We start from the raw sequence: 25,583 nt of genomic DNA, 5'->3' as shown, positions 1-25,583 counted from the left end.
CAAGGATAACTGATGATGAAATAATATTCAATATATGTTTAATATACCCACTAAATAAAAAATAAATTCATATTGGGTTTTAATTGTCTTCCAGGGTTGGGTTGAGTCGTTTCATCCAGGACATGAATAAGTGTGTCAGAGTGAGTTCTGATGTTAACTATTTATTCGACTGGAAAATTGAAATAGGTGTCTGGATAAGGTTCATTTTTCAGGGTGAAATGCCACCATTCATAGTAATAAGGTCTAAAACCAAAGCGTTTCATGAGCTTTTGTAGTAATTCGCGATTGGCTTTCTGGTTTTTACTCAACTTGGAATAATCAATGTTGGCTGACACATCCAGACAATCAAAACGAGTTCCTGTATCGATCGAATCATCATTCAGATAGTTTGGTGTTTTATCGTAGCAACGTGTTAAAGGATGATTAGATTTTTTTTCTCGAGAGGCTGTTAGTTTCACCAGCGTTAAGTCAAGGGTACTGCCTCGCGTGTGGCCAGAGGTTAGAGCAATATAACCACGGTCAAACAAATCCTGTTTTATTTCACGGGGATAAAATTCAGGTTTCATTCGATGATCTTTGGCATTGCGGCTCCACTTATAAAAATAATCCACAGCCCTTTGTGGCCTGTAGCAATCATATACTTTTAGCGTATATCCTTTGGGTTTGATGTATTCTTCCGCTTTTTTTAATTGTTGCGCGGTTTGTCTGGTGACTATACATACTCCGCGTTTGTAACCTGGGATAGGATTTCCTATGAAATTATTATGGGTGGCATATCTTATGTCTTCAATGATGTCAGGTGCTACATCGTGTAAATAAACAAAGCCTTTGGGAAGCGAAAAACTGGCCGTGCTTATGAGATAAAGAAAAAAAAGAGCGCTGATTTCTTTCATTGTTAGATTGTTAAACTCATAACCCTTAGAAGTTTACTGGCGTGGGGGTGCTTTCGCTTCGATTATCATCCTCCATCGCTGCTGTTAAGTCAACTTTCGAGGTCATATCTTTGGGTTTTTCAAACTCTTGTTTTGGAGTGGATTGTCTTTCCAAGACAGACTCTCGCGTCACACCTAATTGTTGATGAAGTTTGGCATTCACCGTTAAATGATCCTTTTGTTCGGTTTTGTGTTGTGGTGAATTTTCTGATGCCGCTTTCATACCCTCGCGAACAATGGATTTAATCTTTCCTTCTTCTATCTTGTTATTAATAGCATCAATAGCGGTACCAAAAAGATAAGTGGCCGCAAAAGTAACGCCAGCAACAATGGCAGCACCGGCTGCCACACCAATTCCCAAGGCGGCCACAGCCAAGCCTGCCGGAGGGAATAGCAAAGTAAGGGCGACAAATCCACCAGCTGCTAGTAACCCAAGCCCGAGACCTGCTTTAATTTTTGTACCCATATTTTTGGTAAAAGCGTTTTCAGGCCCCATTTCTTTTATTTTGGCAAAATTAGCGACCTTGCCAAAAAGGCCATTATCAGCGAAATTGGCTTTATCCTGAATTTCAAACTTTCCGCCGGAAACACCCGTATTGGCAGTATGATGAAGGGCCTGTATAGTAGTAAGTTCCCGATCAAGTTGTTCTACATTACTGACTTCTTTACCATGTGTCCTTCGATGATCCAGAAATTCACCAGTGTATAACCCGTCCTCACTCATTGCTGTCCATAAAGCATTCCCAACAATTTTTTGCGCCAATCTTTGGCCACGATCATTATTACTCTTACATCCTTTCGTATTGGCGTAATCCAGCTCGCAGGAGAGAGAAGCCATTAAGGTTTGCAGCTTGAAATTATTTTTGCCATGATGCCAGGTGTTCTCATAATAGAGCTCTTGAGCTTGCGTGAGGTAAGCACATGAATTGTAAAAGTGCTGCAGTCTGGATTTGGTTTCAGGATCTGTTTCTTTATTCTGGATTACAGGGCTTATTTGTTCTTTAAGTTCTTGTAAAGCCTTATTGATTTGCCCTTTGTGTTCTGTGTAATAAGCCTTTCTTAAGGCATCGATTTGATTATGTAGTTCATAAATGGCTGATTCTTGTTTTTTAATGCTTTTTTCATAGCCATCAACCTGATTTTTCAATTGATCCAGTTTGGCTTGATCCCATTTCCCTTCGCCTTTCTGATATTCTTCGAAATAGCTGAATAATGCTTCTCGATAGGCTCCTTTCACCTCTTTTAAGGCATTTTCTTTCTCAGTGATTTGTTGATTAAGGTCGCTGACGTCTGGGCCTTTTAATAATGTGTGTAATGCGCCTGCTTTGTCATAATCACCCAGGTTTTGTGCCACTTTGTCTAAATTTCTGATGACGTCATCAGTCATTTGATTTACAAAACGCGCATTTTGATTTTTTGTGACACTATTGTCAGAGAGCGGATTGAGCGCTCCAACCTGTCTAAACCAATTCACTCCCCAGGAACTCATACGCGCCTGATAACCAACCGCTGTTTCCACTTCTGTATTGGAGCCGGTTTGAATGGTGATTTTTGCTTTGGAGCCATCAAAAGCATCCATCATTTGCCGTACGTATTCAAATTGTTCTTTTTGATTTTCGGCCGCTACCCTTTGTCCGGCTGTTACAACTTGTGTATAACATTCCGTGACAGATAATGGATTATGTTCTACATACAGCTTTATTAATTGCGCTCGTGCTTTCTCCGCATCAGGAGGAAGCTCATCAGGGCGGTACTCTTCAGGAATTTTATTCCAAAGGTCTTCATTGGTCATTCGGTCAATTTGACGCTGTGCCAGGGTTTGGATGACTTCTTCCTGGTTGATTAAGGTGACCGCTTTGATAGCCAGCTTTTTATAGTCATCAGCACCCTTAAAATCAGAATAGGGCATGCGTGCACCAGGACCAGAAAAACTGTCATGGTGAATAGTCACGGTGCCATCAGAATGTCTTGTCCCGGCAATCATGCGCGCCATACTGCTGTTGCCCAGAACCAGGTCAGAACGTTTATGACTTGTAGTGTCGTGATCTCTGTTGACTTCAGATTCATCCTTGCCCATTAGTCTTTGTTGGCGTTTGGTGTACCTTCCACACGGAATGTACATAATAAATTGTTCTTCGCCTTCTTTAGAGTTGGGCGCTTTAAAGCGATGTATCAAGGTATCGCGATTATGACTGCGAATATTATGCCCTTCTTTATCCAGTGCTTTTAATTTATGACCTGAGGCTTTTGCGACAGCCTGTGTGAATTGCTGTAAACTGCCTTCGACTTTGGCCAACTGTTCCAGAAAGTCTTTATTGGCAGAGCTTTTTTTACTTGAAAACAAATCCGCTTTTGCTTTGTCGGAAGGAATGGTTTCTGAAATGGACTTTTTGAAAGTTTTTGCCATTTCATCAATGGCATTTTTTCTCAAATCCTTCTCACCTTTCTTATCTTTGTCTATCAGAGATTTGGCAGCGGCTACAAGATTGTCTATATAATTATTCGCCTCTTGGATCACATCAGGCTGCCCTGTAACAGGTCTGCCATGTTTATCATATTGACTGTTCACCACCACGACTTGTTTCCCATCCAGCATCGGGTCTTTGAATACCTGTCTTTCGCCGGGATAACCGTAGGCAAGATGCTGATTTTGAGAAGGAACGGGTTCCAGATCACTTAATAAATGCGTGACATAGGTTTCTATATTTTCAGTGATTCGTGGCATGGTTTATTCCATATCATAACATTTATTTTATTATAGCTGGCAAACATTAACGTAAGATTAATAAGTTTTTTTGACACAAATTTAGCTTGCATTGAGTGATTGCGTAGGGCTTCACTTAAAGACTGGACTGAAAAATAGAATTTAGTACTATTCTCAGAAAATAGTGAAGCCTGATAATTTCCTAGTAAAACTCAATAGTGGTGGTAGTCACATCCAAAGGCTCCGGATCATCGACATCTAAAATGACAGGCTCAACCACTGGAGCGGCAACTGTCACTTGTTGGTATTCAACTACTTCTGCTGTAGTACAACAGCAACCTGCAGTTGTTATAATAACAACGATCAGCATTATCCATTTCATAGCGAAACCTCTCGTCATAACTTAACCAAATTGTAGATTATTTGTTCAGATATTGCCAATGTTTTATGGATGCCTTTGCGTGTTTGTTCATCTGAAGAAGTTCAAATTCGTTTGAAATGGGTTTATTCTTTGGAGTGCTTTCCATTGATGTAATAAAGGAATGCCAAAATTTGGGCTACGGCAATATAAAGTGCTTTGGGTATTTCCTCATTGAGGCGAACTTGAGACAAGAGCGCTGTTAATTCGGGATTTTGTTCGAGAGGAATGCCATGTTCTTTGGCTGTATTGATAATTTGCTGAGCAAATAAACCTTCTCCTTTAGCGGTTACTTTGGGAGGAGAATTGCCATCATAACGTAATGCAACAGCGACGGGTTTCTTTCTTTTCATATTTTTATATCCAATAAACGAAGGTTTGTGGCATCGATATGATTTTCTTCCAACCCAACTTGCAGCTTCCATTCTCTTAAGTGAAGACCCGATTCATAGAGCGTTTCTTCCAAATCCTTATGGTAATCATTGAGGAGTTGCAATGTTGACGATTGCTGAGTATTAACCTTGATATCGATGTTTTTAGCGTAAATCGAAACCGTAGCTTGTATGCTTCCTAAATGGGATAAATTCAAAGCGAACGATATTGACCATTTAGACAGTTGCATAGGTTCTGCCTTGTGTTGTTTGATCATAATAGGGATTACATCAATGCCATCGGGGGTTTTTAAAGGAAAATCAAGCATGATTAGATAAGCTTCTTGATTCTCCTGCGATAAATAATTAATTTGATTTGTCGTGATTCGCGCTAATGCCTGTGTTACCTGCTCACGTAAAATATGGTGTACCGCCTCTGTTGATAGTCCAATAAGATTCAATATCGTGTCTTTAGCCAGTGGCTGAGGGATAGCTCCTGGTAAAGGAAGGGCTGCTTGCTGAAGAAAACCTGATTCCAATTCGTTCGGCAGATTGATTGGGAGTTTACTGTCTGTGCCTAAACGGTGTAATAATTTAAAACACAACCCTTTAAAATCCGATTGTATTTCTCGGGGTATCTTTCCTTTTAACAATTTGGATTCTAAGAAAACACCACTTTGACTAATCGCTTGCATAAGTTGATTAGGTAATTGAGTCAAAACAGGGACGTTGCCTAAAATGGTTTTCATAACCTGATTGATGGGAGCCGATAAATTATTCTCTGCCATCAATTGAGTCAGTGTCTGTAAAAGATTGGTAGCTGGTGCTTGTTTTGGTAAATACTGAAGTAACGCATTTTGCAATAGAGATGGAAGCGGTGTTTTTTGTTGCACTTCAAGGATGGTTTCGGGGTGGTTCGCTATGACTTTTACTTCAAATAACTCTCCCGGTGTAAAATGATGAGATGCTTTTGCGTTGAGATTTTGCCCATTGATATTGATAAGAACCTGATCATTAGACAGAGTTGTGACAACAACCGTTTTCAGAATTTGTCCTATATAAAGTTCTGTCGCCGGTTTTGCTAATTTGATTTCTTGTCCAGGAGGGAATCTGGCACTGGAGGTTTTGCTCATCTCGACCGACATACACCATCCTTATCATCAGTTAGACTGCTTTTTCTTATCGTCGTCCCCCACTGGACTGTTTCGTAAGTTGTCTAATAAGTATATACTCATCGTCTTAATTATCGGCAGAATTATGAATTTCTTTATAGTTCGTTGGGAAAGGATACCAGGCATGGATATAAGAGTAATCATTACACAAAATGTAATTGAAATAGCCTTATTCATCTGGTCATTGCGCAATTTAAACAGGGTGTGGTGATGTTAGATAGAGCAAGTGTAGTGGATGAACAATTTCTGAAAAGAGTGTTGCAAGGGGATTTCCCACAATTAAGAAGCAGCATGAGCCCCGATACAGCAGAGTTGGACAAGAAAACTGCTATAGAATTTTTTGACTCACAAATTAAATCCCGGCTTCTTGATATTATTGCGAGACAATTAAAGGAAAAAGGCCTCTCTTTTTATACGATAGGAAGTAGTGGTCATGAAGGCAATGCGGTTTTGGGTCAGGTTTTTAGAGCGAGTGATATGGCGTTTTTGCACTATCGCAGCGGTGCCTTTTTCTTGCAACGAGCAAAGCAATTACCTGGAATCGATGGAGTAAAGGATATTTTATTGTCATTAGTGGCTGCGGCAAGTGATCCTATCTCAGGGGGCAGGCATAAAGTCTTTGGCAGCGTCCCTTTAAATATCCCGCCGCAAACATCGACTATCGCATCTCATTTACCAAAAGCTTTAGGCGCTGCTTTATCAATTACCAGAGCGCGAGAGTTAGGATTGCCAAGTAAACTGACGCCTGATTCCGTGATACTTTGTTCCTTTGGTGATGCTTCAACCAACCATGCAACGAGCCAAGCCACATTGAATGCTTGCTCCTGGATAACCCAGCAAAACTATCCACTCCCCATTGTGTTCATTTGTGAAGATAATGGAATCGGTATTTCAGTACCTACTCCATCCAGTTGGATTAAGTCATCCGTTTCTTCTCGTCCAGGAATACATTACATTGAGTGTGATGGATTAAACATTGCGGATGTTTTTGCCAAAGCGCAGGAAGCGGACTATTTGGCAAGAGTAAAAAAACAACCCGTGTTCTTGCACATGCGTTGTGTCCGTTTGTTGGGCCATGCCGGTTCTGATATTGAATCGCAATACAACACTCAGGAAGAAATTGAGCAACGAGAAGCAAACGACCCTTTATTGCATACAGCAGGAATTTTGTACAGAGAAGGTTGGATGAGTTTACAGGCAATGGTTGAGCTTTATCAGGACAACCGGGCTTTAATTGAAGCCAAGGCACTCGAGGCAATCAGAGAACCCAGAATGAGTTCTGCTGAAGAAATAATGGCTTCAATTGTCCCACGAATTGATAAAAAGCAAAAATACTCATTGCCAGATGATAATAGGCGAGCGCAAGTATTTGCCGGAGCTTATAATCAACTCACCCTAAAGCGTAATTTATGCCAGCAGATCAATTTTGCCTTGACCGATCTGATGATGCAGTATCCTAATATGTTGATTTTTGGAGAAGACGTAGGAAAGAAAGGTGGAGTTTATCGAGTTACAGCTGATTTACAGGCTCGTTTTGGGCAACGCAGGGTTTTTGATACCCTTCTCGATGAAACGACCATTATAGGTACTGCTATTGGTTTGGCACATAATGGCTTTATTCCTGTTCCGGAAATTCAGTTCTTAGCTTATCTGCATAATGCCGAAGATCAATTACGTGGAGAAGCATCCACTTTATCTTTTTTTTCAAGTGGCCAATATCAAAACCCTATGGTACTTCGAATCGCCTCTCTTGCTTATCAGAAGGGATTTGGCGGTCATTTTCATAACGATAATTCGATAGCCGTTTTACGCGATTTGCCAGGGGTTATAGTGGCTTGCCCCTCTAATGGCCCGGACGCAGCAAAAATGTTGAGAACATGTATGCGCCTTGCCTATGAGGAAGGGCGGGTTGTCGTGTTTTTAGAGCCCATTGCCCTCTACATGACCAAGGATTTGTATAGCCCGGGAGATAATGGGTGGTTATTTGAATACCCGTCACCTGATGAAATGATTTCTCAAGGAGAGGTTGGCGTATATGGGGAGGGGGATACTGTTATTTTAACATATGCCAATGGATATTATTTATCTCGCCAGGCGGAAAAGGTCTTGCGTGAAGCACATAATATTTCTGTTAAGATCATTGATTTGCGCTGGCTCAGCCCCTTGCCAAAAGACGCCATTTTAAAAGAAATTGCCAAGGCAAAACGTATTTTAATTGTTGATGAGGGTAGACAAAGCGGCTCAATTAGTGAAGGATTGATGACATTATTGATGGAAGAGGCTTCGCCACGGTTAAAAATAAAGCGGATTACGGGCAAAGATTGCTTCATACCATTAGGAACTGCTTGGCAGTATTTATTGCCAAGTCAGGAAAGTATTATAGACGCGGTAATCGCATTACAGTCAGATAAAAGGGAGAAGGAAAGTGGACGACTTGTTGTTTCTTGATGAACAATTACATGATGACGAGCGCATGATACGAGATAGTGTGTCTCGTTTTGTTAGCAATGACGTAATACCTTTAATGGCTGAATCTTATGAGCACGCCCATTTCCCAAAAGAGCTGATAAAAAAATCTGCTGATCTGGGGTTGTTGGGCTTAACTTTACCTGCGGAATATGGGGGTGCAGAAGCTTCTTATGTTGCCTATGGTTTAGTATGCCAGGAATTGGAGCGAGGTGATAGCGGTTTGCGCAGCTTTGTTTCTGTGCAAAGTTCTTTGTGTATGTATCCTATTTTTAAATTTGGCAGTGAAGAGCAAAAAAAACGCTACCTGCCAGAGATGGCTGCGGGGAATATTATAGGTTGCTTTGGATTAACTGAGCCAGACTCAGGATCTGACCCGGCCAGCATGCGTACTCATGCCAAAAAAATTGAAGGTGGCTGGATTTTGAATGGTGCTAAAATGTGGATCACCAATGCCCCTATCGCAGACATCGCAATAGTGTGGGCAAAAACAGAGGCGGGAATTCGTGGTTTTATTGTCGATACAAAATCTGAAGGCATGAGTTGTCCTGAAATTAAGTTAAAGATGTCTTTACGAGCCTCCATTACCGGGGAGCTGGTTTTTGATAATGTTTTTGTTCCAGACGAGAATTTATTGCCGAAAAGTGAAAAAGGGCTTGGAGCTGCGTTAAGTTGCTTGAGTCAGGCGCGTTATGGTATCGCATGGGGAGCAATGGGCGCTGCCATGGCTTGCTTTGATATCGCTCGGGATTATTTGCTGGAACGCAAGCAGTTTGCCAAACCTTTGGCTTCGTTTCAGTTGATTCAAAAAGATTTGGCTGATATGTATACAGAAATTATTAAAGCACAATGCCTTAATTTGCAGATTGGGCGTTTAAAGGATCAGCATCGTGAGACACCGACTATGATTTCTCTGGCTAAGGGGAATGCTTGCCGTGAAGCATTGAAAATTGCGAGAAAATGTAGGAATCTAATGGGCGGGAATGGAATTAGTCTTGAGTATCATGTCATTCGGCATATGCTGAATCTGGAGTCGGTCTTCACTTATGAAGGTACCGATAATGTGCATACTTTGGTCTTGGGAAGACATATAACGGGAATTAATGCTTTTGGTTAAGGATTTTTCTGCTTTTATCGAGTTAGTTCTGAATACCACAAGATAACTATTCTTAATCCGTAATGATTACGGTTCCAGTTCCTTTTTCTTGCAGAAAGAGGAACTGTTTAAGCCTTTTTGATTTTAGAGTTGAGCGATTGCCCGCCAGATTATGGTGCTGAATTAGGAAGGTATGGTCCTGGCATGGTTATTTTATGGATATTCGATGTAAAACGGTTTTATACAAACAATTACAGGAGTTTAATATGATTAACATGAAGTTAAAAGCAACTTTGATAGCCTGTTTGTCCGTTCTAACTTTAAGCGGTTATGCGAATTCATCAGAAAATAAAGAAGCCATTTTACAACAGTGTCATGACTTGGCTTCAACAGTAGCGTCTTTGGTTTCCAGCCAGGCTAAAAAAACCTGTGCAGAAAAATTGGTTATTGCTTCAATACACATTGATACAGCGGCGGACTGGATTGTAGAGGATGTTCATTCTGCAGCAAAACAAGAATTAGATAATGCCATTTATTCTTTGCAATATGCTGAGCTGAATAGTTGTAATCGCTATATACAGATATCTCATTCCAAACTGGAAGCACAAAGAATAAAAAGCCTATTATAGTAATAGAAAATAATGGTTATATTTTTTGAAAAAAGGTCTCTTTGCTTATTGGGCAATGAGACTTTATGTCCAACTGAAGCAGCAGTTTAGCCTGTCATTAACTTCATATCACCCGATGGTTTTTTAAGTCTTTTCCCAGCAAGGGGCAGAAGGTATTCGGTAAACTAATCCTTGCCAAATTTCTTATCTTTCTATCCCTGCTACACTTAAATATAGAGAAGATTATATTTAAGGGCAGCAATATGATTGAGTTAGAGCCAGAACCAGACACAGTCCTGGATCCTAAAGATATTTTGACTGAGGAAATGAAGTTGGAAGGGTCAGATAATGATATGGATCATAACCAATTCACCCGTGGTGATGAAGTGGATTTAGTCGGTGATGGTGTTCCCGGATATGAAACAACAGGACAAGATGGAACAGATGATGAAATTGAAGAGCAAAGAGAAGCTCGCTATACTCCTACCTTGAACCCTAATCCCAAAAATGTGCCTTGATCTCCGTAATGAGGTTCAAAGTGTAGTTTATTGTAAATTTTTTGCAAAATTCACCAAGTTGCCAAATGAAACATTCATTTTAAATTATCATTTGCCTGTTAGTAACTCCAAGGTTTAAAATAATGGTTGTGGTAAAGAAAAGAGAAGAAACGCAAAAAGATGAACGTGCACGTGCAATTGAAAATAATCCCTGCAGTATCTGTCGTTCATTAGGATTACCTTTTTGTCGTGGTCATGGCGGCGGTTCTGGGGGTGGCGGATCGGATAGCGCTTCTGACGACAAAGTGGATGATAATGATCATCAATTGCTCGCACCAAAGAATCCTGCCAATGTTACAAACATAGAACAACTACTATTGCATAGCGGCCTATGGCATTTGCCAGAGGATGAAGATTTTGTTTTTGAATTTAAAGACCCCCTTGCTTTAGTCAATATGACTCTGAACATGGAGCTTGGTTTATTGGTGTTGCAAGGCAAGCGCGAGCTTGGCAATGAAGAGCAGAATGCTCTGGATGAGTTGTATGAGATGATTGCGAAGGAATTTAACCTTTTTAAAAATTCAATAAAAGACCCACAGGTTCCTCTGGAAACAATTACGCTTGCCAGAGAGGGTAATAGTTTGACGATAAAGATACCCAGCCCTAAATATTATGATTTGTTTGTGCAACAATTGATGGATAAAAATTTGTTACCCAGCAATACACTGGCTTTGCAACATCAAAACCAATCAGTAAAATATCCGGAAAAATCGAAAGCGACAATGGAAAAAGATTTGGTAGGGGAAGAATATAAATCATCCCTGCCAAATCCATTTGATATTAGCCGAGGCCCTAAATTACCTGATTGGATATAATTTTTCCCAGGCAAGGATGAGCGGAAAAATTTCTCCATCATGCTATTCTTAATTAAAGTAAGTTATGGATAAGGATTATATAAGAAGCAGTTGATCTCCAGGAGTCGTTCAGGCTGAGGGATGCATAAGCATCGTCTCGAAGCCTTGGCACGAAACATTAAATTTCATACAAGGCTTCGAGACAGCATTAATGCCTCCTCAGTCCGAACGATTAGAGATAACCCCCTATCTTATCCATATAATCAAAGAGATTAAAATGGCCCTGAAATTTTTCCAATGATACGGATGACATAATATGACGGTACCCGAAATTACTTTATCCAGAGTGTACTCTCCACCGGAACACAAAGAAGGGCTATGGATACTTGTAGACCGATTATGGCCTCGGGGAATAAAAAAAGACAGTTTTCTTCTGGATATGTGGCTGAAAGACATAGCTCCAAGTCCGGCTTTGAGGAAATGGTTTCATCAAGACAGTGAGCATTGGCATGAGTTTGCAAAGCGGTATGCTCAGGAGTTAAAAGAGAAACCCGAATTGATAGAACACGTTTTGGCGTTAGCGAGCACTTCACCAGTCACTTTGTTTTATGCGGCAAAAGATCTTCAACATAATCATGCGCTGGTACTTCAGAAAGTTCTAAAATCGTGGCCAAAAATACCAGAAATCAAGTAGGGCCTATTTGAGCGAAATAAAACTCAGACAAGCCATGAACTTATACTTCACTCATGATAGTAAACCATAACCCTTGTTATTTTAGCCTTATTTAGATATCATGCCTAACCAATCGGGGCGTAGCGCAGCCTGGTAGCGCACTAGCATGGGGTGCTAGTGGTCGAAGGTTCAAATCCTTCCGTCCCGACCAAGCCCAGTAAGGGTTTTATAAAATTATCCATACCCCGTCAGAAATATTTGGTACCAGTTTTGGTACCGATGCAATAGTAGTATAAACCAGTCAGTGAAAACTAATGGCTATTAATCACAAGAGTGTAAATGTTAGCTGATCCAATTATCTATGGAAAATACAGGCATTATAAAAACGAAAAATTATATGAAGTCATTGGCCGAGCGCGTCATAGTGAAACAGATGAAGAGATGATAGTGTATAGGGCACTTTATCATTGTGATCAATTTGGTGATAACCAGCTTTGGGTTCGCCCTATGCAAATGTTTTTTGAGAATGTCATTCATCATGGAAAAACAGTTCCTCGATTTCAACGAATAGAATAGTATTAATTTAATTACTTATGCTAGCTAATTGAGTTGCTGAAGAATAATAGTATTAAGGCAAAACGAACCCATTTGTCGTTATGATTCGTAAAATGATGGGTTTGTGGACGCCCGAAATTGATGCTCAAAAATTTGTAATTCACTGCAAAAACCAGTTCGAAAACTCTATACATTAATCAAAGTTCATTTTAATCTATTCTTTTAGTCTTTCTGAACAAAGGGAATAATAATGAGAGTAGGGTATGCCAGAGTTTCCACACATGAACAAAATTTAGACTTGCAACTTGATGAGTTAAAGAAAGCAGGATGTGAACAAATTTTTACGGATAAAATTAGTGGTTCAGTATCCGAACGCCCCGGATTAGAGAAAGTCGAAAATTTTCTTAGAGAAGGAGATGTTTTAGTTGTTTGGCGATTGGATAGGTTAGGGCGATCTCTCAAACACCTTATTTCTTATGTAAGTAAGTTGGAAGAAAAGGGAATTGGTTTTCATAGTGTAACAGAAGCTATTAATACTGAAACTCCTTCTGGAAAATTTATGTTTCATGTATTTGGTGCCCTTTCTGAGTTTGAACGTAATTTAATAAAAGAGCGTACTCTTGCTGGACTTGAGGCTGCAAGAGCTAGGGGTCGGCAAGGGGGACGACCAGAAAAACTCAGTGATGAGCAGAAGGAGCTGGTAAAAACACTGTACGCTAATAAAAAGCATTCAATTCAATCTATCTGCAAGATGGTCGGTGTTGGGAAGACTACACTTTACAAATATATTAACCAGTGAGATTTTTAATATTGAATAAGGATGTTTATGAGCTATTATGAATCAAAAAATAATTTTGAAAGTTTCGTCGCAAAATGTATACATACCTCACGTGCTTTCGCAAATATTCCTTCTAAATCGCAACAGCATTTTTATTCTTCTGTATTATTTACAAAAATGTGTGTAACTGCAAAAACTCTATTATCAGTACTTCCTGATAGAGAAGATGGACATTGGGATTATGCATCAGCTGCGTCTTTAACTAGAAATATAATAGAGTGCTACCTGATTTTTTATTACTTATGTATTGATAAAATAAGTAAAAGTGAATGGGGTTGTCGTTGGAATATTTTTAATTTACATGATTGTAAAGCAAGAATAAGTCTTTATGAGAAATTAGGTATAAAAAATGGCATTGATAAATTTCAAGAAACTGTAAAAGATTTGGAAAATCGTTTAAATAAAAACAAATATTTCCTCTCATTGCCTGATAAGCAGCAAAAAGAATTTTTGAAAGGAAAAAAGCCCTTAATGGTAAGCCAGGATGATCTTGTGGTTAAAATGGGTTTGAATAAAAATACATTTAGAGGATTATATGAGTTTTTATCATCTCAAGCTCACTCATTTCCGTTAAGTTTCTATAAGATGAAAGATGATGGTCGTGGAAGGGGAGTACACTGTGAGGTTGAGGAAAACCATACTAAAGTAGTCATAGGTTACTGCATTGTCTTTCTAGAACAAGCAGAAAAAGATATGAACGTTTTATTTGCTCAGTAATTGAATTATTGATCCCAAAACTCATATAAGGTAGGCAGGAAATTACATAATATGGACCCAGTATTAGAATATTATCAAAGAATAATCTTTAGAAATCAGCAAATTGAAAAACACATCCCTAATAATTTTAGAAAAATTATAGAGGCAAAAAGCAAACAAGAAGTGGAAGCAATTATAAAAAATATCATTATACAAGAGGATGAATTTTCAAATTTTATAATTAACTGTGGCCTACTAGGTCTCTATTGGCAAAAAAAGCATAACACTTTTCTTTCAAAAGAAGATAAAGTGAGCGATGAGGAAAAAGACCTTTTTTCTACCAGCAATGATTCTCAGCTTAAAAGAAAAATTTTTAGAAAAATGATAGCAGAACATGATAAAAAGAAATACATTTCTGTGCATGCTTTTTATAATTTGGATAAATCCAAATGGCATATATTTTACTTTGATTTTAAAGATATAGAAAAAATTGAAAATCATCATGGCTTGCCACACCTGCATTATATATCCTATCTTTGGGGAAATAATTTTAAGCTAGATGACGTATGGAAAATGTTCAATCAAAGAAAAGTTTCTTTACCAAAAATTCATATAAGGTGGGAACGTCATTAATAAGTGTAAAAGGCTTGTATAGGAATCCTGAAATAAGGTAGGCAATATTTAAAATATCCCGAAAACCCATGTTTTTGGGGCACTTTCAGAGTTCGAACGTAACTTAATCAAGGAGCGAACCTCAGCTGGTCTCGAAGCCGCCAGAGCTAGAGGACGGCAGGGAGGGCAGCCAGAAAAGCTTACAAGCGAACAAAAAGAGCTAGTTAAAACTCTTTATGCCACTAAAAAGCATTCTATCCAATCAATTTGTAAGATGGTTGGCATTGGAAAAACTACCCTTTATAAATATATAAACCAAAAGTAAAAAATACAATGATGGTTAAATTCGCTTAGCATTAATTTCTTAAAATGCAATGAAATTTACAATATAATTACAAAAAACTTGACTTTGGTCGACTTTTAAGCTATTATTAGAATGAAATCCAAGGAAATTTATGGATTATCCAACCAGCAGCCTTTGTGGGTTTATATTGCAGATAAGGAAAAAACAACCCCAATAAGGCTACATTATTGAGGAACAGCATGTCCAAATCTAACAATATAAATATCTTTGTAAAGGGTAAGAAAAATCAATTTGTTTTCTCCATTTCGTCTCCCGATTTTGAAGTTCTATATCAGAGTCAGTCTAAATTAGATGTTGGTGAGGATATATCACCGATTAAGGCAGATATTCTAGCAATAAAAGAGGGATTAAATTTTGTGAAGGAAAATAGGGGAAATGGTATCATTCCTAGTACACCTATAATCTCCCTTTTTACTTGTTATGAAAATAATTATCATATTTGCAATGGTAGAAAAAATGCAGATAAGTTTCGTGATGAGCTTAAGATTATAAATAAAATAAAGAGTGATCTTGCTAGATGGCAGGGAGATCACGATCACGTCAAAATCCTATGGATCCCAGCAGGATTTAAGAACTTGATGGATTAATATTCACGTCATGGGAGCATGTCTTATCTTTTGCCTGAATGATTTAATCAGTGAATAGTTAATAATTTTGCCAGAAATGAGTCTTATAAGGCAAGAGACAAGACGACCCCAAACTCCAATGCAACATCTTTTTTTTAAATTTATGCAAGAACACTATGTAAGCTAATAGCAGTCTAGTCTTAAGCCCCCACGTCAAGGGGTTGATTTAATGAGGAACCAAAATGAATATCACGCATATTATGGACTTTTCAGAAGTACTCAATGAAACACAAAGATCACCACAAAAAAAACCTGCCCTTCTTCTAGGTAACGGTTTCAGCATGGCATTTAATAAAAGTATTTTTTCTTATAAAAGCCTATATGAGCAGGCTTTAGAAAAGGGACTTGTGCAAAAATTATCCTCTTCAATTCCTGAATTGTTTGAATCAGTAAATACCTTCGATTTTGAATATATTATGCAAGTGCTGAAGTATTTTGGCATTGCAGGCGCTGCTTATAGTGTTGATGAAAATGTCTTAATGCAGGCAAAACAAGATGAAGCTCTTTTAAAAAACATGTTGGTAGAGGCAATTACTAACAATCATCCAGATAATCCGAATAGTATTACTTTGCCTCAATATAAATCCTGTCTTGAATTTCTTTCCAATTTTAAATCTATATATTCGTTAAATTACGATTTATTACTATATTGGGTAGTTATGAAATATCTTGAAGAGCTAGGTTTTAGGGATGGATTTTGTGATGGAAATGCAGATGAAGAAGATTATTATCAAGATGAATATGTTGTCTGGCCTACTACTCAATCATCTAGCGCGGAGATTTATTTTCTACATGGTGCCTTGCATTTGTTTGATGCAGGACATGAGATAAGAAAGTTTTGTTGGTCTAGAACTGGCATAGCATTGAAAGAGCAAATTCTTCAAGCTCTTGGACAAGGAATGTTCCCTCTATTTGTATCAGAAGGCGATGCGGGAGCCAAACTAAAAAAAATACTTCACAATGGATATTTGCTTAAAGGTTTAAGGAGTCTTACGCAGTTGAACGGCTCAGTAGTAGCTTATGGTGTAAGCTTTAAAAAAAATGATCAACATATAATTGACGCTATAATTGATAGCACAATTTCACATCTGTATGTCAGTATATTTGGTGATCCAACATTAGAACCCAATAAAGATATGATAAATATGCTCTCGACTATGGTGGAGCATAGAAATCATCTGATTGATACAAAGAAAAGAAAAAATAACTTAGAAGTTCATTTTTATAATGCAACTAGTGCAAAAATTTGGGATAAACATTCTTGATTTAAATTAGTAAACAAAACCCCCCAATAATTTACTCTAAGACATGAACTATTTTTTTTATTTGCCTACTGCTGTCTTATTACTGTCAGTAAACTGTCAGATAGTTAGGACTATTATTTTGATATAGTTACCTTGTTGTTATAAACAGGAATTCAAAATGAAAGTTAAAAGAAATATTATTAAGGAACTGCGAGTTAGCCGGGGTTGGACTCAAGAACATTTGGCACATTTATGCGATTGTAGTGTAAGAACTATTGCAAGAGCAGAAAAGGACGGAGTAAATAGTATGGAAACTATTACAGCTCTTGCTGCAGTTTTTGGAGTTGAGGCTAGTCAACTAATGGGAATGGATAAAATAGAGCAGTTGCAACAAAAAACTGATGAAGGAGAGAGGTATTTAATTAGGCTGCATTCTGGAAAAATGATCGTTGAATCATTTATTGAATCATTAGCTTATAAAATCGATTATGAAATACCCAGAAATTCAAAAGATGCTGATCTTATTTCAAGTGTTATACAAGAGATCAAGGATTGGGGTGAAATCTGGGGGGATTTAGATGTTGGTGAACAAATTAGGGCATCATATCGATTGAATGAAATTATATCAGAAATTGAAGAAAACGGCTTGGTACTATTTGGTTTGAGAACTAGAGAGAAGCTAAATATTTTTTCTCAGGAAATAGAGGGTTTTCTATGTAATCTATTTATCAGTTATAAAGATAATGAGCGAATAGTAATTCTAGGCTCTGATAGTACTGAGGAATAAGCTATTTTGAATTTGTTGCATAAATTGTAGCTGTAAACCCCCCATATTTAGTGGCATCCTAAATTAGAGTTCATTGGCTGATTTTTTGCCAGATATTCCCACGGCGTTAAATCATTTAGTGAATCATGGGGTCTTTCGTCGTTGTACTCCTTTATCCAGTTTTCTGTTAACTCTCTTACTTCGTGTAAATTTTTGAACGCATACATATCCAGTATTTCTGTGCGATAAGTTCTATTGAATCGCTCAATAAATGAATTTTGTGTTGGCTTGGCTGGCTTGATAAATTCCAACTGCACCTTATTTTTTTCTGCCCAATCAGCTAGGGCTCTGGAAATAAATTCAGGACCATTATCCATACGTAGTTTGGCAGGGAGACCACGCCAGGCAACAACACGTTCTAATACGCGAATTACTCGCTGTGCGGGCAGGTTCAAATCTATCTCGATCGCTAACACTTCACGATTGAAATCATCCACTATGTTAAATGTTCGGAAGCGTCGACCACACATCAATGCATCGCACATAAAGTCCATTGACCAACACTGGTTAATGGACGCTGGCACACTCAGAGGTCCAGGTGAGCGATTGGGTAACCGCTTTTTTCCCTTGCGACGCATATTGAGCTTAAGCTCACAATACACACGGTAAACCCGTTTATGATTCCATTTGTGCCCCTGGCGCCGTAAGACCTTAAGCAATTTACTGAAGCCATACGCTGGGTAACGTTCAGATGATTCTTGTAATGCCACAATGACACTTTCATCAGACCGACTATCCGGCTTATAGCGATAAACCGAGTCGTTGATACCCACAACCTTGCAAGCGCGGCGTAAACTCACAGCATGAGCATTGACTGCATAATCAACCAACTCCCGACGCACAGTTGGCTTCACAGCTTTTTTTCAACAATATCCTTCAGGATTTTGTGATCAAGACTCAGTTCAGCGTACATCTGCTTTAGACGACGGTTCTCTTCTTCAAGGTCTTTCAGACGCTTTATGTCTGATGACTCCATGCCTCCATATTTTGCTTTCCAGTTGTAATATGTTGCGTCAGAAATACCATATTCACGACAAATTTCTTTAACCAGTCTGCCTGCTTCAACCTCTTTTAGAATTTTGACAATCTGAGTTTCTGTATAACGCGATTTTTTCATCTTCGTTCTCCTTAGTGGTAGTTTAACTTGGAGAACTCTAATCAGGAATACAACTATTTTAGGGGATGGTTACAAAGACAACTATATAAATATTATCAATCACAAACGTGCAATTGTCTGCACTTAAAAATTTGAAGATTTATAAATATAAAATAAGGTCTGAAGACAAAATAATTTTTAATAAATGTTAAGATAACACACACACCTTTCGCATGATATAAATATGCGCCATATCCATATGATTAATAATAATATTTTACCAAAAAACTGGTAGTACACAGCTCAAAATAGCGGTGAATGTGTGATGAATTAGGTGATGCACGGAAGATCTAGTGTCTATCTGGGATAAATATAACTTCTGCATCACTTATTCATCATGAGTTCATCATGAAGTGAAGAGCATAGAAACTTTTATTAATGGGTTAATAGTGGAGTGACGCCTTTAAATGGTAGGGTAATTAATTCTTCTAGATCATAAAACACATTGCAATTGCTGCACCGAATTTTTCCTAAACGCTGTTGATCTGTGTAGTCACTTATACTCACTAAAATTAAAGCACCATTTATAAATTTTTCTGTGGATCACTTTTAAAGAAAATTTTTTCAAATAAACAAAAATATATATATAAATAAATAATAATTCTGAGTTCTGAGGTGGGTCGGCCTAAACGCTTATAGGCATGATGGGTTTTACAATGCATATTAGAAAATCCCTATATTTTAAAAGGCCAAAAGTGTGTCGGGTTTATGGCGGCTTTAGGGTTCGGCCTAGGGTCGGCCTGTTTTGGAAAAGATTGATGCCCTTCGGCTAAAAGGCATTTTAAAATAAGATGCCGTGTTGTGGATTTGATTTCAATCAAACCAGCACGTTCTAACGATTTAACTGCTCGCTTTACCTGTTGCTGGCTTGGGCTGCCTGTTTTTACACCTGCAATAGGGGCAACGTATAACGCCTCTCGTAGTGATTGATAACTGATTCTACGCTTTATCCCAACTATATGCGTTTCTCTGTCCATATAGGGGCGAATGCCCATGAGATAGGTTAAACGTTGAATATAGGGTAATTCCATAAGCGCTTCAAGTTCCTGAGCATTTACAAATAAAAAATGCATTATTCACTCTTCCTAAGAATTTTTTTGATAGATGTATTTATTTTGATTCAGTATGCAGATTAATCCACTGTTCGATAACATCTGTTTGCCATACTAATACAGTACCATTAAGTTTCGTTGGTGTAGGAAACTTACCAGCAGACCACCATCTTCTTAATGTCAGTCTATTCCGGCCAATAATTTGCTCTACGTCTTTGATAAAGAGTAATTTTTGTTTGAAGGGTTTATTTTTTGTATGTTCCATATAGTAACTCCATAATCAGTACTGCAAACGTTTTGTTGTATGTATGCAGTCATTTCCAAATTCCCGCTCGTTAACTTACTCATTTTGTGTTAAGTTTAAGAGGTAAAACACATTAAATTACACGTTACGTGCAAATATTATTGAATATAACACCTTTCGTGTAACAATCAAGTATCAATCAGAGCTTTTTTCAATTTTGGTGAATTTATTGTAATGAGCATTAGAGAAAAGATTGGGAAACGTATTCATGAAGCGCGTAAAGCTAAAGGCTTAACCAGGCAGGCTTTAGCTGATTTAACCGATGATATAAAACCCTCTCGAATAAATAATTGGGAACACGGCACAAGGATGCCGGGACCCGAAGAAATTACGCAGTTGGCGCAAGCTTTAGAAGTATCCCCATCTTTTCTCATGGGGTTATCCGATGAACGAGATGGTGATTTTGGCATAAATTCTAGAGTCGGGTCATTAATACCATTGCTCGACCACAAACAAGCTGGTGATCCGAAATATCATATTCAAAGAGTTAAAGAAGAACCTTACGCTGAAAAAATAACTTTTTTACCTGTTAATCAAGACATAGCAAATCAATTAGATGAATATGCTTTTGCTTTGAAAATGCTTGATGACAGCATGAGCCCGGAATTAAGAATCAATGACATACAAATAGTTGACCCTTCTATATCCCCCAATCCTGGTGATTTCGTTGTCGTCAAAATAAGTGGCAAAGATGATGTCATTATTTGTCAGTATAAAAAGATATCCTATACTTCATCTGAGTTTGAACTACTGACCTTGAATGATAACTGGCCCAATATTACTTTTAACGAAAGTGAGCAAGTCGAGATAGTGGGGACGGTGATTCAAAATATTCGGACGTATCGTCGGTAGAATTTCCAATAAGATTTTTAAGATGGGGTGAAATTCCAGGGGAAAGCTGGGTATTACTCAGGATGGAAGAGGAATTTGACTCATATTAGCATAAACCACTATTCCGGAAACATTAATCAAAATAGGTATAATTTATACCAATTTTATACCTATTATATACTTATTTGCGATAATTAAACTTATTTGCTCTACGTCTTGCTGCTCTAATTTAATCAGGAAATAAAAAAAGCATTGGTTTGTGGTGGAAAATCTCTGCTACTACCTTTTTATAAGGCAGAATAAATCGAATATTGGTCTATACTTTTCTACATTAAGATATCATTTGATAAGAATGAAAGTAGGAATTATGGATGATTTGCTAGATCAAATTGAAACAGGAATTCAAAATAACTTGTATTATCTATCCTTATTTGTGAGTCTTGCTATTCCTGATATTTGTGGAGCACTTGAATCAGTAAATGGCGTGGCTAGCGGTTCTAAATATGCAAGTTGGTTCGATAAAAATGTTGTGATTCCGAATGGCTATTATTTGAATGGAATGGATTGCTATTATTTTAGATGTTCTATGCTTCACCAAGGAAAAACAACTCATAAAAATAGTAATTTCACCCGTATTCTTTTCGTAGAGCCAAGTTCTTCTAATATTTTCCATAACAATATTATAAACAAAGCATTAAATATCGACATAAAAATTTTCTGTAACGATATAATAAACGCAACAAAATGTTGGATAAGTGTAATAAGTACTGATAAAAATTTTATAAAGAACTACAAAGATTTTGTAAGAAGACATCCGAAGGGACTTCCTCCTTACATAAGTGGTGTTCCTGTTATATCTTAATTTAACCTTTCAGAACTAAAATTGGGAATGACTGGATTTTAACATCAATCGTTGAAATTCCCAGGGTTTTACAGAACAAAAGTGTGTCGGGTTTGTGTCGGCTTTAGTAAACAGTTTTAATAAATAAACCCATTAGATTTTTATGGGTTTATTTATTAAAATATAGATATGAAAACATATACAAAACTTGCTAACATTAAATCTCTTCTGAGAAAGCCCGTTTTTACCAGTAAAGAGGCTAATGAACTTGGTATGTCTCCAAGTTTGCTCTGTTACTATGTGCAAAAAGATATTATTCATCGAGTTAGCAAAGGCCTATATCAAGCTGTTTATGTGAAGAAAGAGTTTGATTTTAGGTGGGAAGATTTGATATTTACACTGAGATCAATTTCCCAAGGTGTTATTTGTCTCGTTAGCGCACTGGCAATATATGAGCTTACAGATGAAATGCCTCGTAAGCATTGGATAGCAGTACCTCATAGTACAACGAAACCAATGAGGCCAAATACCATTGTAAAAAGAATGAGGGATGTAAGCACTGGTCTAACAACATGGAATGTTGATGGAGAATCAGTACCCATTTTTGACATGGAGCGTACTATTATCGATGCCTTTCGATTTCTTTCAAAAGAAATTGCTCTTAAGGCACTTCAGACTGGATTGAGAGAAAAACATATTGATTCTCGAAAGTTGCAACGCTATGCAAAGAAACTGCGCGTTGATGTTACTCCTTATTTGTTGGCGATGACGATATGAATGAACAATCGCTTAAAGCGGACAAAAAAGTTATATTAATCTTTATAGAAAATGATAATTTATTAAAATAAATCCTTGAGCTTTTTTAAAATCAGACAAATACTAATCTGTTATTGATAAGTGAAGAGGTTTTGTCTGATTTTTATTATTTTGGCCTTGAGAAAAACCTAGGGTGAGCATTACAATTCCCGCTGTATGATGTTTATTAGATCTATCCCTTTGTTAGTCAGGCGATACTTTTGCAATCTACTATTTGGTTTATCTGGAATAGTCATTTCTATTATCTCAAGCTTTAGTAGCTGCTTAATTTGCTTGTGTAGTTCTCCTGATACTGTTTGATGACCTAAACTTCGAGCAATTTGTATTTTTCCAGCTTCCCCATTTTGCAGTACTTGGATGACTCTAGCCGCAAGTTTTGACTCTAGCCGTGACTCTAGCCGTGACTCTAGCCGTGACTCCAATTGTTTATCCCTTTTATCGAAAGTGGAATCGATTGGTATCCCTTGTGCAAGATATATAATAAAGCGTATTCGCATCCCAATTTCTATAATTTCTGGTTCTTGTAATTTTTGTTCTATAGCTTCGGAATAGATACGACTTACACCACTTCCCCATTGTTCGATTAAATTAAGTTCACGGAAAACTCTGGCAATAACATGATTTCTAATTTTGGATATGCCTTGTCGCATATCTTCAATCGTTAGCCCAGGTAACAGGATTCCTGGGTTTTCTATTTCTATACGGTCGTCAAAAAAAGAGATCCTAATTGGCGCACCACGTTGAGAGTAGTCGGTATGGACAAGTGCATTGATAACAGCTTCGCGCAACATAACAAGAGGGATACTCCAAATATCTTTTCTTTGTACTGCTGAAAAATCAGCGCCACGTAAAGCGTGCTTTTTCAAAAACATCATGATGCTCTCAACTGCATCGGGAAGATAGTCATAGATATCAACATGATCGAAAATACGGGATTTGTCTTTACCAATGAAACGGCCACATTGTACCCAGGCATCAGGAAAATATGTATTGCGTTCTTTTCCAAATAACAATATCGCACCTTTTGTTGGAACTAATTTTCCTTGATGAGAAGTAATGAGCTTTAAAGTCAGGAGGTTTTTTTCATTCAGCGATTTAATATCTGAAAATAGTTCTTGAGCTTTCGTTATATCAACATCATCGACAGAAAGCTGAGGCATGGGCATTTCATCAAAATTTACTCCTTCTGAGCGACGGTGTAATTCTGTGATAAGCTCTTGATCTGCTTGACGATTTGTGGAACCTAGTCGGACATAAATACCTTGTGTCGATCCTTCTGAATTGATCCAATGAGGTCCTGTATTACTGACAAATACTTCAATTACCAGCAGTGTTTTATTATTTAGTGTTACCAATTCAATACTAGGTATAAGACGTGGTGAGATAGAATCAGCAATCAGATTACACAGACGTTCCTCTTCGTCTAATGGATGCTCAACACCTATTATTTGTCTTTCATCATTGACCCCAATAATCAGGTGACCGCCAGCTGTATTTGCAAAAGCAACGATAGATTTAAGTAGTGATTTTGGTGATGATAAATCTCTCTTAAACTCGAGTGTTTTTCCTTCTTGTTGTGTAATTAGATTTTTTATCATGAATTTTTATCCAATTGTAATTTCTGCTTTGTTTAAAGCAGTTTTGCAATATACAGCTAATTTGAGGGAGTCTGATCCTATAAGTTGCTTAATACGTTCTTCCCACCGAATAAGAGCTTCTTTTCTTTGAGGTAGCATTTCATTCTTATTGTAAGTAGCCATGATCTTAGGCATCTTATGCCCTAAACATTTCTCAATTACCACCGGATCAACATGCAAAGCCTCTCCAAGTTGGGTTGCAAAGGTGCGTCTTAGATCATGGGCTGTCCAATGAGGAATGCCAACTCGAGTTTGAATTCTGCTAACTGCTTTCGCAATAGCCTTATCGGTTAAGGGTTCTTCATCATTAAGCCCTGGTATGACAAAAGAAGAATTGGTTTCAGCTTTTAATAATTCAAATAAAGATTGAGTGAGTGGCGTTAAATGAATTTTCATAACCAGCGCATTTTTGGTATGGCTTGATGGGATTGTCCAGAGTGATTGCTCAAAATCAATTTCATTGATGATAAATTAGATGGCAATTCTATTGAGGTTAACAATAATAGTCAATTTACAGCTAAATTCATCCAGGGAAATCACATCTTTTACAAAGCGAGATTGGGTCATTTTTATCCAATAATACAATCAATCCAAGATTTATTAATTAAAATAAGTAGTTCAGGATCTAATAAAAAAGTAAATTGATTTATTTATAATCTTGTGGTATTATTTTCAACCAAAAAGATTGTGTCACAATAGCTTTATGATCCCTGAAAAACTCTTGACTTATACAAAAACAATTTTTGAATACTCCCATAGTACCGTATACATCAAAGATAAGAATTTTCATTACCAGTATATGAATAATAGGGGACTCAAACAATTGCAATTACAAGAAAAAGATATTATGGGTATGCCTGATAAAGCACTTCCCTTTGGGAAATATGCGCATTTTTATAATAGTCATGATTACTCGGCAATGGAAGAAATTATTTACTTTCAATTAGATGATTGTATTACTAAAAACGGTGAAAAAATATTTGCCTTATCTCACAAATTACCGCTTAAAGATGAAGATGGAAAAACTCATGGTGTCATTGGCTTTACGAAATTTATGAATCTCCATCAACTGATGAATAACCTTAATTCAAAAAATACCTTTTTAACACCTAATCTTAAAATCAATGTTAATGTTGATGATTGGCTAAAAACAACGATTAATTTGTCTCGGAGAGAAATGGAGGTTTTGTACTATTTTTTACAAGGAAAATCGATCAAGCTTATTGCACCATTGCTTCATATTACTGAAAGAACCGTTATTTTTCATCTTAATAATATAAAAAGCAAATGGGGTTGTTACAATAAAGAAGATATATATACTAAATCCTTTGAAAAAGGCTTGAAAAATCTTACAATTATCTGGGATTTGTTAGCGATGCGTTCCTAACAAACCC

27 protein-coding genes, 1 tRNA gene and 1 pseudogene are annotated in these 25,583 nt (G+C 37.4%); 19 read left to right on the top strand and 10 right to left on the bottom strand.

Translation table 11 applies throughout. The annotated features are described in order from the left end of the window. Positions 1 to 161: 161 nt before the first annotated feature. The 5 genes from LPG_RS13050 to LPG_RS13030 form a co-directional block, all read right to left on the bottom strand. Positions 162 to 893, bottom strand: a complete 732-nt coding sequence (locus LPG_RS13050; protein ID WP_010948285.1) for a M15 family metallopeptidase — start codon at positions 891 to 893, stop codon at positions 162 to 164. A 25-nt stretch (positions 894 to 918) separates the two neighbouring features. Then, positions 919 to 3,657, bottom strand: coding sequence for a Dot/Icm T4SS effector PI phosphatase SidF (gene sidF, locus LPG_RS13045; protein WP_010948284.1), 2,739 nt, complete (start codon positions 3,655 to 3,657; stop codon positions 919 to 921). A gap of 181 nt (positions 3,658 to 3,838) precedes the next feature. Continuing rightward, the gene (locus LPG_RS13040; protein ID WP_011216460.1) at positions 3,839 to 4,018 is read right to left on the bottom strand and encodes a hypothetical protein; all 180 of its coding nucleotides are present in this window, start codon (positions 4,016 to 4,018) and stop codon (positions 3,839 to 3,841) included. A 122-nt stretch (positions 4,019 to 4,140) separates the two neighbouring features. After that, positions 4,141 to 4,407: an EscU/YscU/HrcU family type III secretion system export apparatus switch protein gene (locus LPG_RS13035; RefSeq protein ID WP_011947507.1), complete on the bottom strand. Its 267-nt coding sequence runs from the start codon at positions 4,405 to 4,407 to the stop codon at positions 4,141 to 4,143. Continuing rightward, positions 4,404 to 5,570 carry a flagellar hook-length control protein FliK gene (locus LPG_RS13030; protein ID WP_010948282.1) on the bottom strand — a complete coding sequence of 389 codons (1,167 nt, stop codon included), beginning with the start codon at positions 5,568 to 5,570 and terminating at the stop codon, positions 4,404 to 4,406. Before LPG_RS13030 ends, LPG_RS13035 begins: the two co-directional genes overlap by 4 nt. 237 nt (positions 5,571 to 5,807) lie before the next feature. On the opposite strand from LPG_RS13030, the gene LPG_RS13025 reads away from it, so the two are divergent. The 15 genes from LPG_RS13025 (at position 5,808) to LPG_RS12955 (ending at position 17,513) form a co-directional block, all read left to right on the top strand. Next, positions 5,808 to 8,045, top strand: coding sequence for a dehydrogenase E1 component subunit alpha/beta (locus tag LPG_RS13025; RefSeq protein ID WP_015444009.1), 2,238 nt, complete (start codon positions 5,808 to 5,810; stop codon positions 8,043 to 8,045). After that, positions 8,023 to 9,180 (top strand): acyl-CoA dehydrogenase family protein, encoded by a 1,158-nt coding sequence (locus LPG_RS13020; RefSeq protein WP_010948280.1) that lies wholly within the window; start codon positions 8,023 to 8,025, stop codon positions 9,178 to 9,180. The genes LPG_RS13025 and LPG_RS13020 overlap by 23 nt, the downstream gene beginning before the upstream one ends. A 245-nt stretch (positions 9,181 to 9,425) precedes the next feature. After that, complete coding sequence (locus LPG_RS13015) at positions 9,426 to 9,788, top strand: hypothetical protein (RefSeq protein ID WP_015444011.1); 363 nt, start codon at positions 9,426 to 9,428, stop codon at positions 9,786 to 9,788. 242 nt (positions 9,789 to 10,030) lie between these two features. After that, positions 10,031 to 10,285 (top strand): hypothetical protein, encoded by a 255-nt coding sequence (locus tag LPG_RS13010; protein ID WP_010948278.1) that lies wholly within the window; start codon positions 10,031 to 10,033, stop codon positions 10,283 to 10,285. Positions 10,286 to 10,380: 95 nt separating this feature from the next. Then, positions 10,381 to 11,139, top strand: a complete 759-nt coding sequence (gene mavM, locus LPG_RS13005) for a Dot/Icm T4SS effector MavM (protein ID WP_010948277.1) — start codon at positions 10,381 to 10,383, stop codon at positions 11,137 to 11,139. A 295-nt stretch (positions 11,140 to 11,434) separates the two neighbouring features. Next, positions 11,435 to 11,812, top strand: coding sequence for a DUF488 domain-containing protein (locus tag LPG_RS13000; RefSeq protein ID WP_010948276.1), 378 nt, complete (start codon positions 11,435 to 11,437; stop codon positions 11,810 to 11,812). A 113-nt stretch (positions 11,813 to 11,925) separates the two neighbouring features. Further along, positions 11,926 to 12,002 (top strand) — tRNA-Pro (locus tag LPG_RS12995). 128 nt (positions 12,003 to 12,130) lie between these two features. Continuing rightward, positions 12,131 to 12,367 (top strand): DUF1653 domain-containing protein, encoded by a 237-nt coding sequence (locus LPG_RS12990; protein WP_010948275.1) that lies wholly within the window; start codon positions 12,131 to 12,133, stop codon positions 12,365 to 12,367. Positions 12,368 to 12,596: 229 nt separating this feature from the next. After that, positions 12,597 to 13,145, top strand: a complete 549-nt coding sequence (locus LPG_RS12985; protein WP_010948274.1) for a recombinase family protein — start codon at positions 12,597 to 12,599, stop codon at positions 13,143 to 13,145. Positions 13,146 to 13,172: 27 nt separating this feature from the next. Then, a complete protein-coding gene (locus LPG_RS12980) occupies positions 13,173 to 13,901 on the top strand; it encodes a DUF5677 domain-containing protein (RefSeq protein ID WP_015444014.1) in 729 nt (242 codons plus the stop codon). 51 nt (positions 13,902 to 13,952) lie between these two features. Then, on the top strand, positions 13,953 to 14,513 hold the full coding sequence (locus LPG_RS12975) for a hypothetical protein (protein ID WP_010948272.1): 561 nt from the start codon (positions 13,953 to 13,955) through the stop codon (positions 14,511 to 14,513). A 55-nt stretch (positions 14,514 to 14,568) separates the two neighbouring features. Beyond that, positions 14,569 to 14,817 carry a helix-turn-helix domain-containing protein gene (locus LPG_RS12970; RefSeq protein ID WP_072364033.1) on the top strand — a complete coding sequence of 83 codons (249 nt, stop codon included), beginning with the start codon at positions 14,569 to 14,571 and terminating at the stop codon, positions 14,815 to 14,817. Between the two features lie 218 nt (positions 14,818 to 15,035). Further along, on the top strand, positions 15,036 to 15,443 hold the full coding sequence (locus LPG_RS12965) for a hypothetical protein (RefSeq protein ID WP_010948271.1): 408 nt from the start codon (positions 15,036 to 15,038) through the stop codon (positions 15,441 to 15,443). 221 nt (positions 15,444 to 15,664) lie between these two features. Next, on the top strand, positions 15,665 to 16,747 hold the full coding sequence (locus LPG_RS12960) for a DUF4917 family protein (protein ID WP_010948270.1): 1,083 nt from the start codon (positions 15,665 to 15,667) through the stop codon (positions 16,745 to 16,747). Between the two features lie 157 nt (positions 16,748 to 16,904). After that, positions 16,905 to 17,513: a helix-turn-helix domain-containing protein gene (locus tag LPG_RS12955; protein ID WP_010948269.1), complete on the top strand. Its 609-nt coding sequence runs from the start codon at positions 16,905 to 16,907 to the stop codon at positions 17,511 to 17,513. A gap of 47 nt (positions 17,514 to 17,560) precedes the next feature. On the opposite strand, the gene LPG_RS12950 is transcribed toward LPG_RS12955, so the two are convergent. From LPG_RS12950 to LPG_RS12940, 3 genes are all read right to left on the bottom strand, one after another. Next, positions 17,561 to 18,669, bottom strand: a protein-coding gene (locus LPG_RS12950) for an IS3-like element ISLpn8 family transposase (RefSeq protein WP_223804314.1) whose coding sequence is annotated in 2 segments (ribosomal slippage) — positions 17,561 to 18,417 and positions 18,417 to 18,669 — 1,110 coding nt in all. Because the reading frame shifts where the segments join, the coding sequence is not laid out codon by codon here. A gap of 713 nt (positions 18,670 to 19,382) precedes the next feature. Next, a complete protein-coding gene (locus LPG_RS12945; RefSeq protein ID WP_010948266.1) occupies positions 19,383 to 19,781 on the bottom strand; it encodes a protein LvrA in 399 nt (132 codons plus the stop codon). A gap of 37 nt (positions 19,782 to 19,818) precedes the next feature. Then, on the bottom strand, positions 19,819 to 20,025 hold the full coding sequence (locus tag LPG_RS12940) for a helix-turn-helix transcriptional regulator (RefSeq protein WP_010948265.1): 207 nt from the start codon (positions 20,023 to 20,025) through the stop codon (positions 19,819 to 19,821). Between the two features lie 213 nt (positions 20,026 to 20,238). On the opposite strand from LPG_RS12940, the gene LPG_RS12935 reads away from it, so the two are divergent. From LPG_RS12935 to LPG_RS12925, 3 genes are all read left to right on the top strand, one after another. Then, entirely contained in the window at positions 20,239 to 20,916 is a 678-nt protein-coding gene (locus LPG_RS12935) for a LexA family protein (protein ID WP_010948264.1), read from the top strand. Positions 20,917 to 21,262: 346 nt separating this feature from the next. Then, entirely contained in the window at positions 21,263 to 21,757 is a 495-nt protein-coding gene (locus LPG_RS12930) for a hypothetical protein (protein ID WP_025862428.1), read from the top strand. 168 nt (positions 21,758 to 21,925) lie between these two features. After that, complete coding sequence (locus LPG_RS12925; protein ID WP_010948262.1) at positions 21,926 to 22,513, top strand: type IV toxin-antitoxin system AbiEi family antitoxin domain-containing protein; 588 nt, start codon at positions 21,926 to 21,928, stop codon at positions 22,511 to 22,513. A gap of 179 nt (positions 22,514 to 22,692) precedes the next feature. Here the strand turns inward: LPG_RS12925 and LPG_RS12920 are convergent, their stop codons facing one another. Both LPG_RS12920 and LPG_RS12915 read right to left on the bottom strand, forming a co-directional pair. Next, entirely contained in the window at positions 22,693 to 24,150 is a 1,458-nt protein-coding gene (locus LPG_RS12920) for an AlbA family DNA-binding domain-containing protein (protein ID WP_010948261.1), read from the bottom strand. Positions 24,151 to 24,156: 6 nt separating this feature from the next. Further along, positions 24,157 to 24,651, bottom strand: a pseudogene (locus LPG_RS12915) (tyrosine-type recombinase/integrase); the annotation flags it as partial. A 241-nt stretch (positions 24,652 to 24,892) separates the two neighbouring features. Here LPG_RS12915 and regK3 point away from each other — a divergent pair. Then, positions 24,893 to 25,576 (top strand): LuxR family transcriptional regulator RegK3, encoded by a 684-nt coding sequence (regK3, locus tag LPG_RS12910; RefSeq protein ID WP_015444019.1) that lies wholly within the window; start codon positions 24,893 to 24,895, stop codon positions 25,574 to 25,576. Positions 25,577 to 25,583: the final 7 nt, after the last annotated feature.

Origin of the sequence: Legionella pneumophila subsp. pneumophila str. Philadelphia 1, assembly GCF_000008485.1 — a bacterium.
GTDB lineage: Bacteria > Pseudomonadota > Gammaproteobacteria > Legionellales > Legionellaceae > Legionella > Legionella pneumophila.
Note: the sequence above shows the minus strand (reverse complement) of the source record. Positions and strands in the feature narration are given on the sequence as shown.

Coding starts and splice junctions, on each gene's coding strand:
- LPG_RS13015 (WP_015444011.1), top strand. CDS start 9,426: ATGATTAACATGAAGTTAAAAGCAACTTTGATAGCCTGTTTGTCCGTT.
- sidF (WP_010948284.1), bottom strand. CDS start 3,657: ATGCCACGAATCACTGAAAATATAGAAACCTATGTCACGCATTTATTA.
- LPG_RS12920 (WP_010948261.1), bottom strand. CDS start 24,150: ATGATAAAAAATCTAATTACACAACAAGAAGGAAAAACACTCGAGTTT.
- LPG_RS13000 (WP_010948276.1), top strand. CDS start 11,435: ATGACGGTACCCGAAATTACTTTATCCAGAGTGTACTCTCCACCGGAA.
- LPG_RS12960 (WP_010948270.1), top strand. CDS start 15,665: ATGAATATCACGCATATTATGGACTTTTCAGAAGTACTCAATGAAACA.
- LPG_RS12980 (WP_015444014.1), top strand. CDS start 13,173: ATGAGCTATTATGAATCAAAAAATAATTTTGAAAGTTTCGTCGCAAAA.
- LPG_RS13040 (WP_011216460.1), bottom strand. CDS start 4,018: ATGAAATGGATAATGCTGATCGTTGTTATTATAACAACTGCAGGTTGC.
- LPG_RS12935 (WP_010948264.1), top strand. CDS start 20,239: ATGAGCATTAGAGAAAAGATTGGGAAACGTATTCATGAAGCGCGTAAA.
- LPG_RS12985 (WP_010948274.1), top strand. CDS start 12,597: ATGAGAGTAGGGTATGCCAGAGTTTCCACACATGAACAAAATTTAGAC.
- LPG_RS12945 (WP_010948266.1), bottom strand. CDS start 19,781: ATGCATTTTTTATTTGTAAATGCTCAGGAACTTGAAGCGCTTATGGAA.
- LPG_RS13010 (WP_010948278.1), top strand. CDS start 10,031: ATGATTGAGTTAGAGCCAGAACCAGACACAGTCCTGGATCCTAAAGAT.
- LPG_RS12975 (WP_010948272.1), top strand. CDS start 13,953: ATGGACCCAGTATTAGAATATTATCAAAGAATAATCTTTAGAAATCAG.
- LPG_RS13025 (WP_015444009.1), top strand. CDS start 5,808: ATGTTAGATAGAGCAAGTGTAGTGGATGAACAATTTCTGAAAAGAGTG.
- LPG_RS12955 (WP_010948269.1), top strand. CDS start 16,905: ATGAAAGTTAAAAGAAATATTATTAAGGAACTGCGAGTTAGCCGGGGT.
- LPG_RS13035 (WP_011947507.1), bottom strand. CDS start 4,407: ATGAAAAGAAAGAAACCCGTCGCTGTTGCATTACGTTATGATGGCAAT.
- LPG_RS12940 (WP_010948265.1), bottom strand. CDS start 20,025: ATGGAACATACAAAAAATAAACCCTTCAAACAAAAATTACTCTTTATC.
- LPG_RS12930 (WP_025862428.1), top strand. CDS start 21,263: ATGGATGATTTGCTAGATCAAATTGAAACAGGAATTCAAAATAACTTG.
- LPG_RS12925 (WP_010948262.1), top strand. CDS start 21,926: ATGAAAACATATACAAAACTTGCTAACATTAAATCTCTTCTGAGAAAG.
- regK3 (WP_015444019.1), top strand. CDS start 24,893: ATGATCCCTGAAAAACTCTTGACTTATACAAAAACAATTTTTGAATAC.
- LPG_RS13050 (WP_010948285.1), bottom strand. CDS start 893: ATGAAAGAAATCAGCGCTCTTTTTTTTCTTTATCTCATAAGCACGGCC.
- LPG_RS13030 (WP_010948282.1), bottom strand. CDS start 5,570: ATGTCGGTCGAGATGAGCAAAACCTCCAGTGCCAGATTCCCTCCTGGA.
- LPG_RS12965 (WP_010948271.1), top strand. CDS start 15,036: ATGTCCAAATCTAACAATATAAATATCTTTGTAAAGGGTAAGAAAAAT.
- LPG_RS12990 (WP_010948275.1), top strand. CDS start 12,131: ATGTTAGCTGATCCAATTATCTATGGAAAATACAGGCATTATAAAAAC.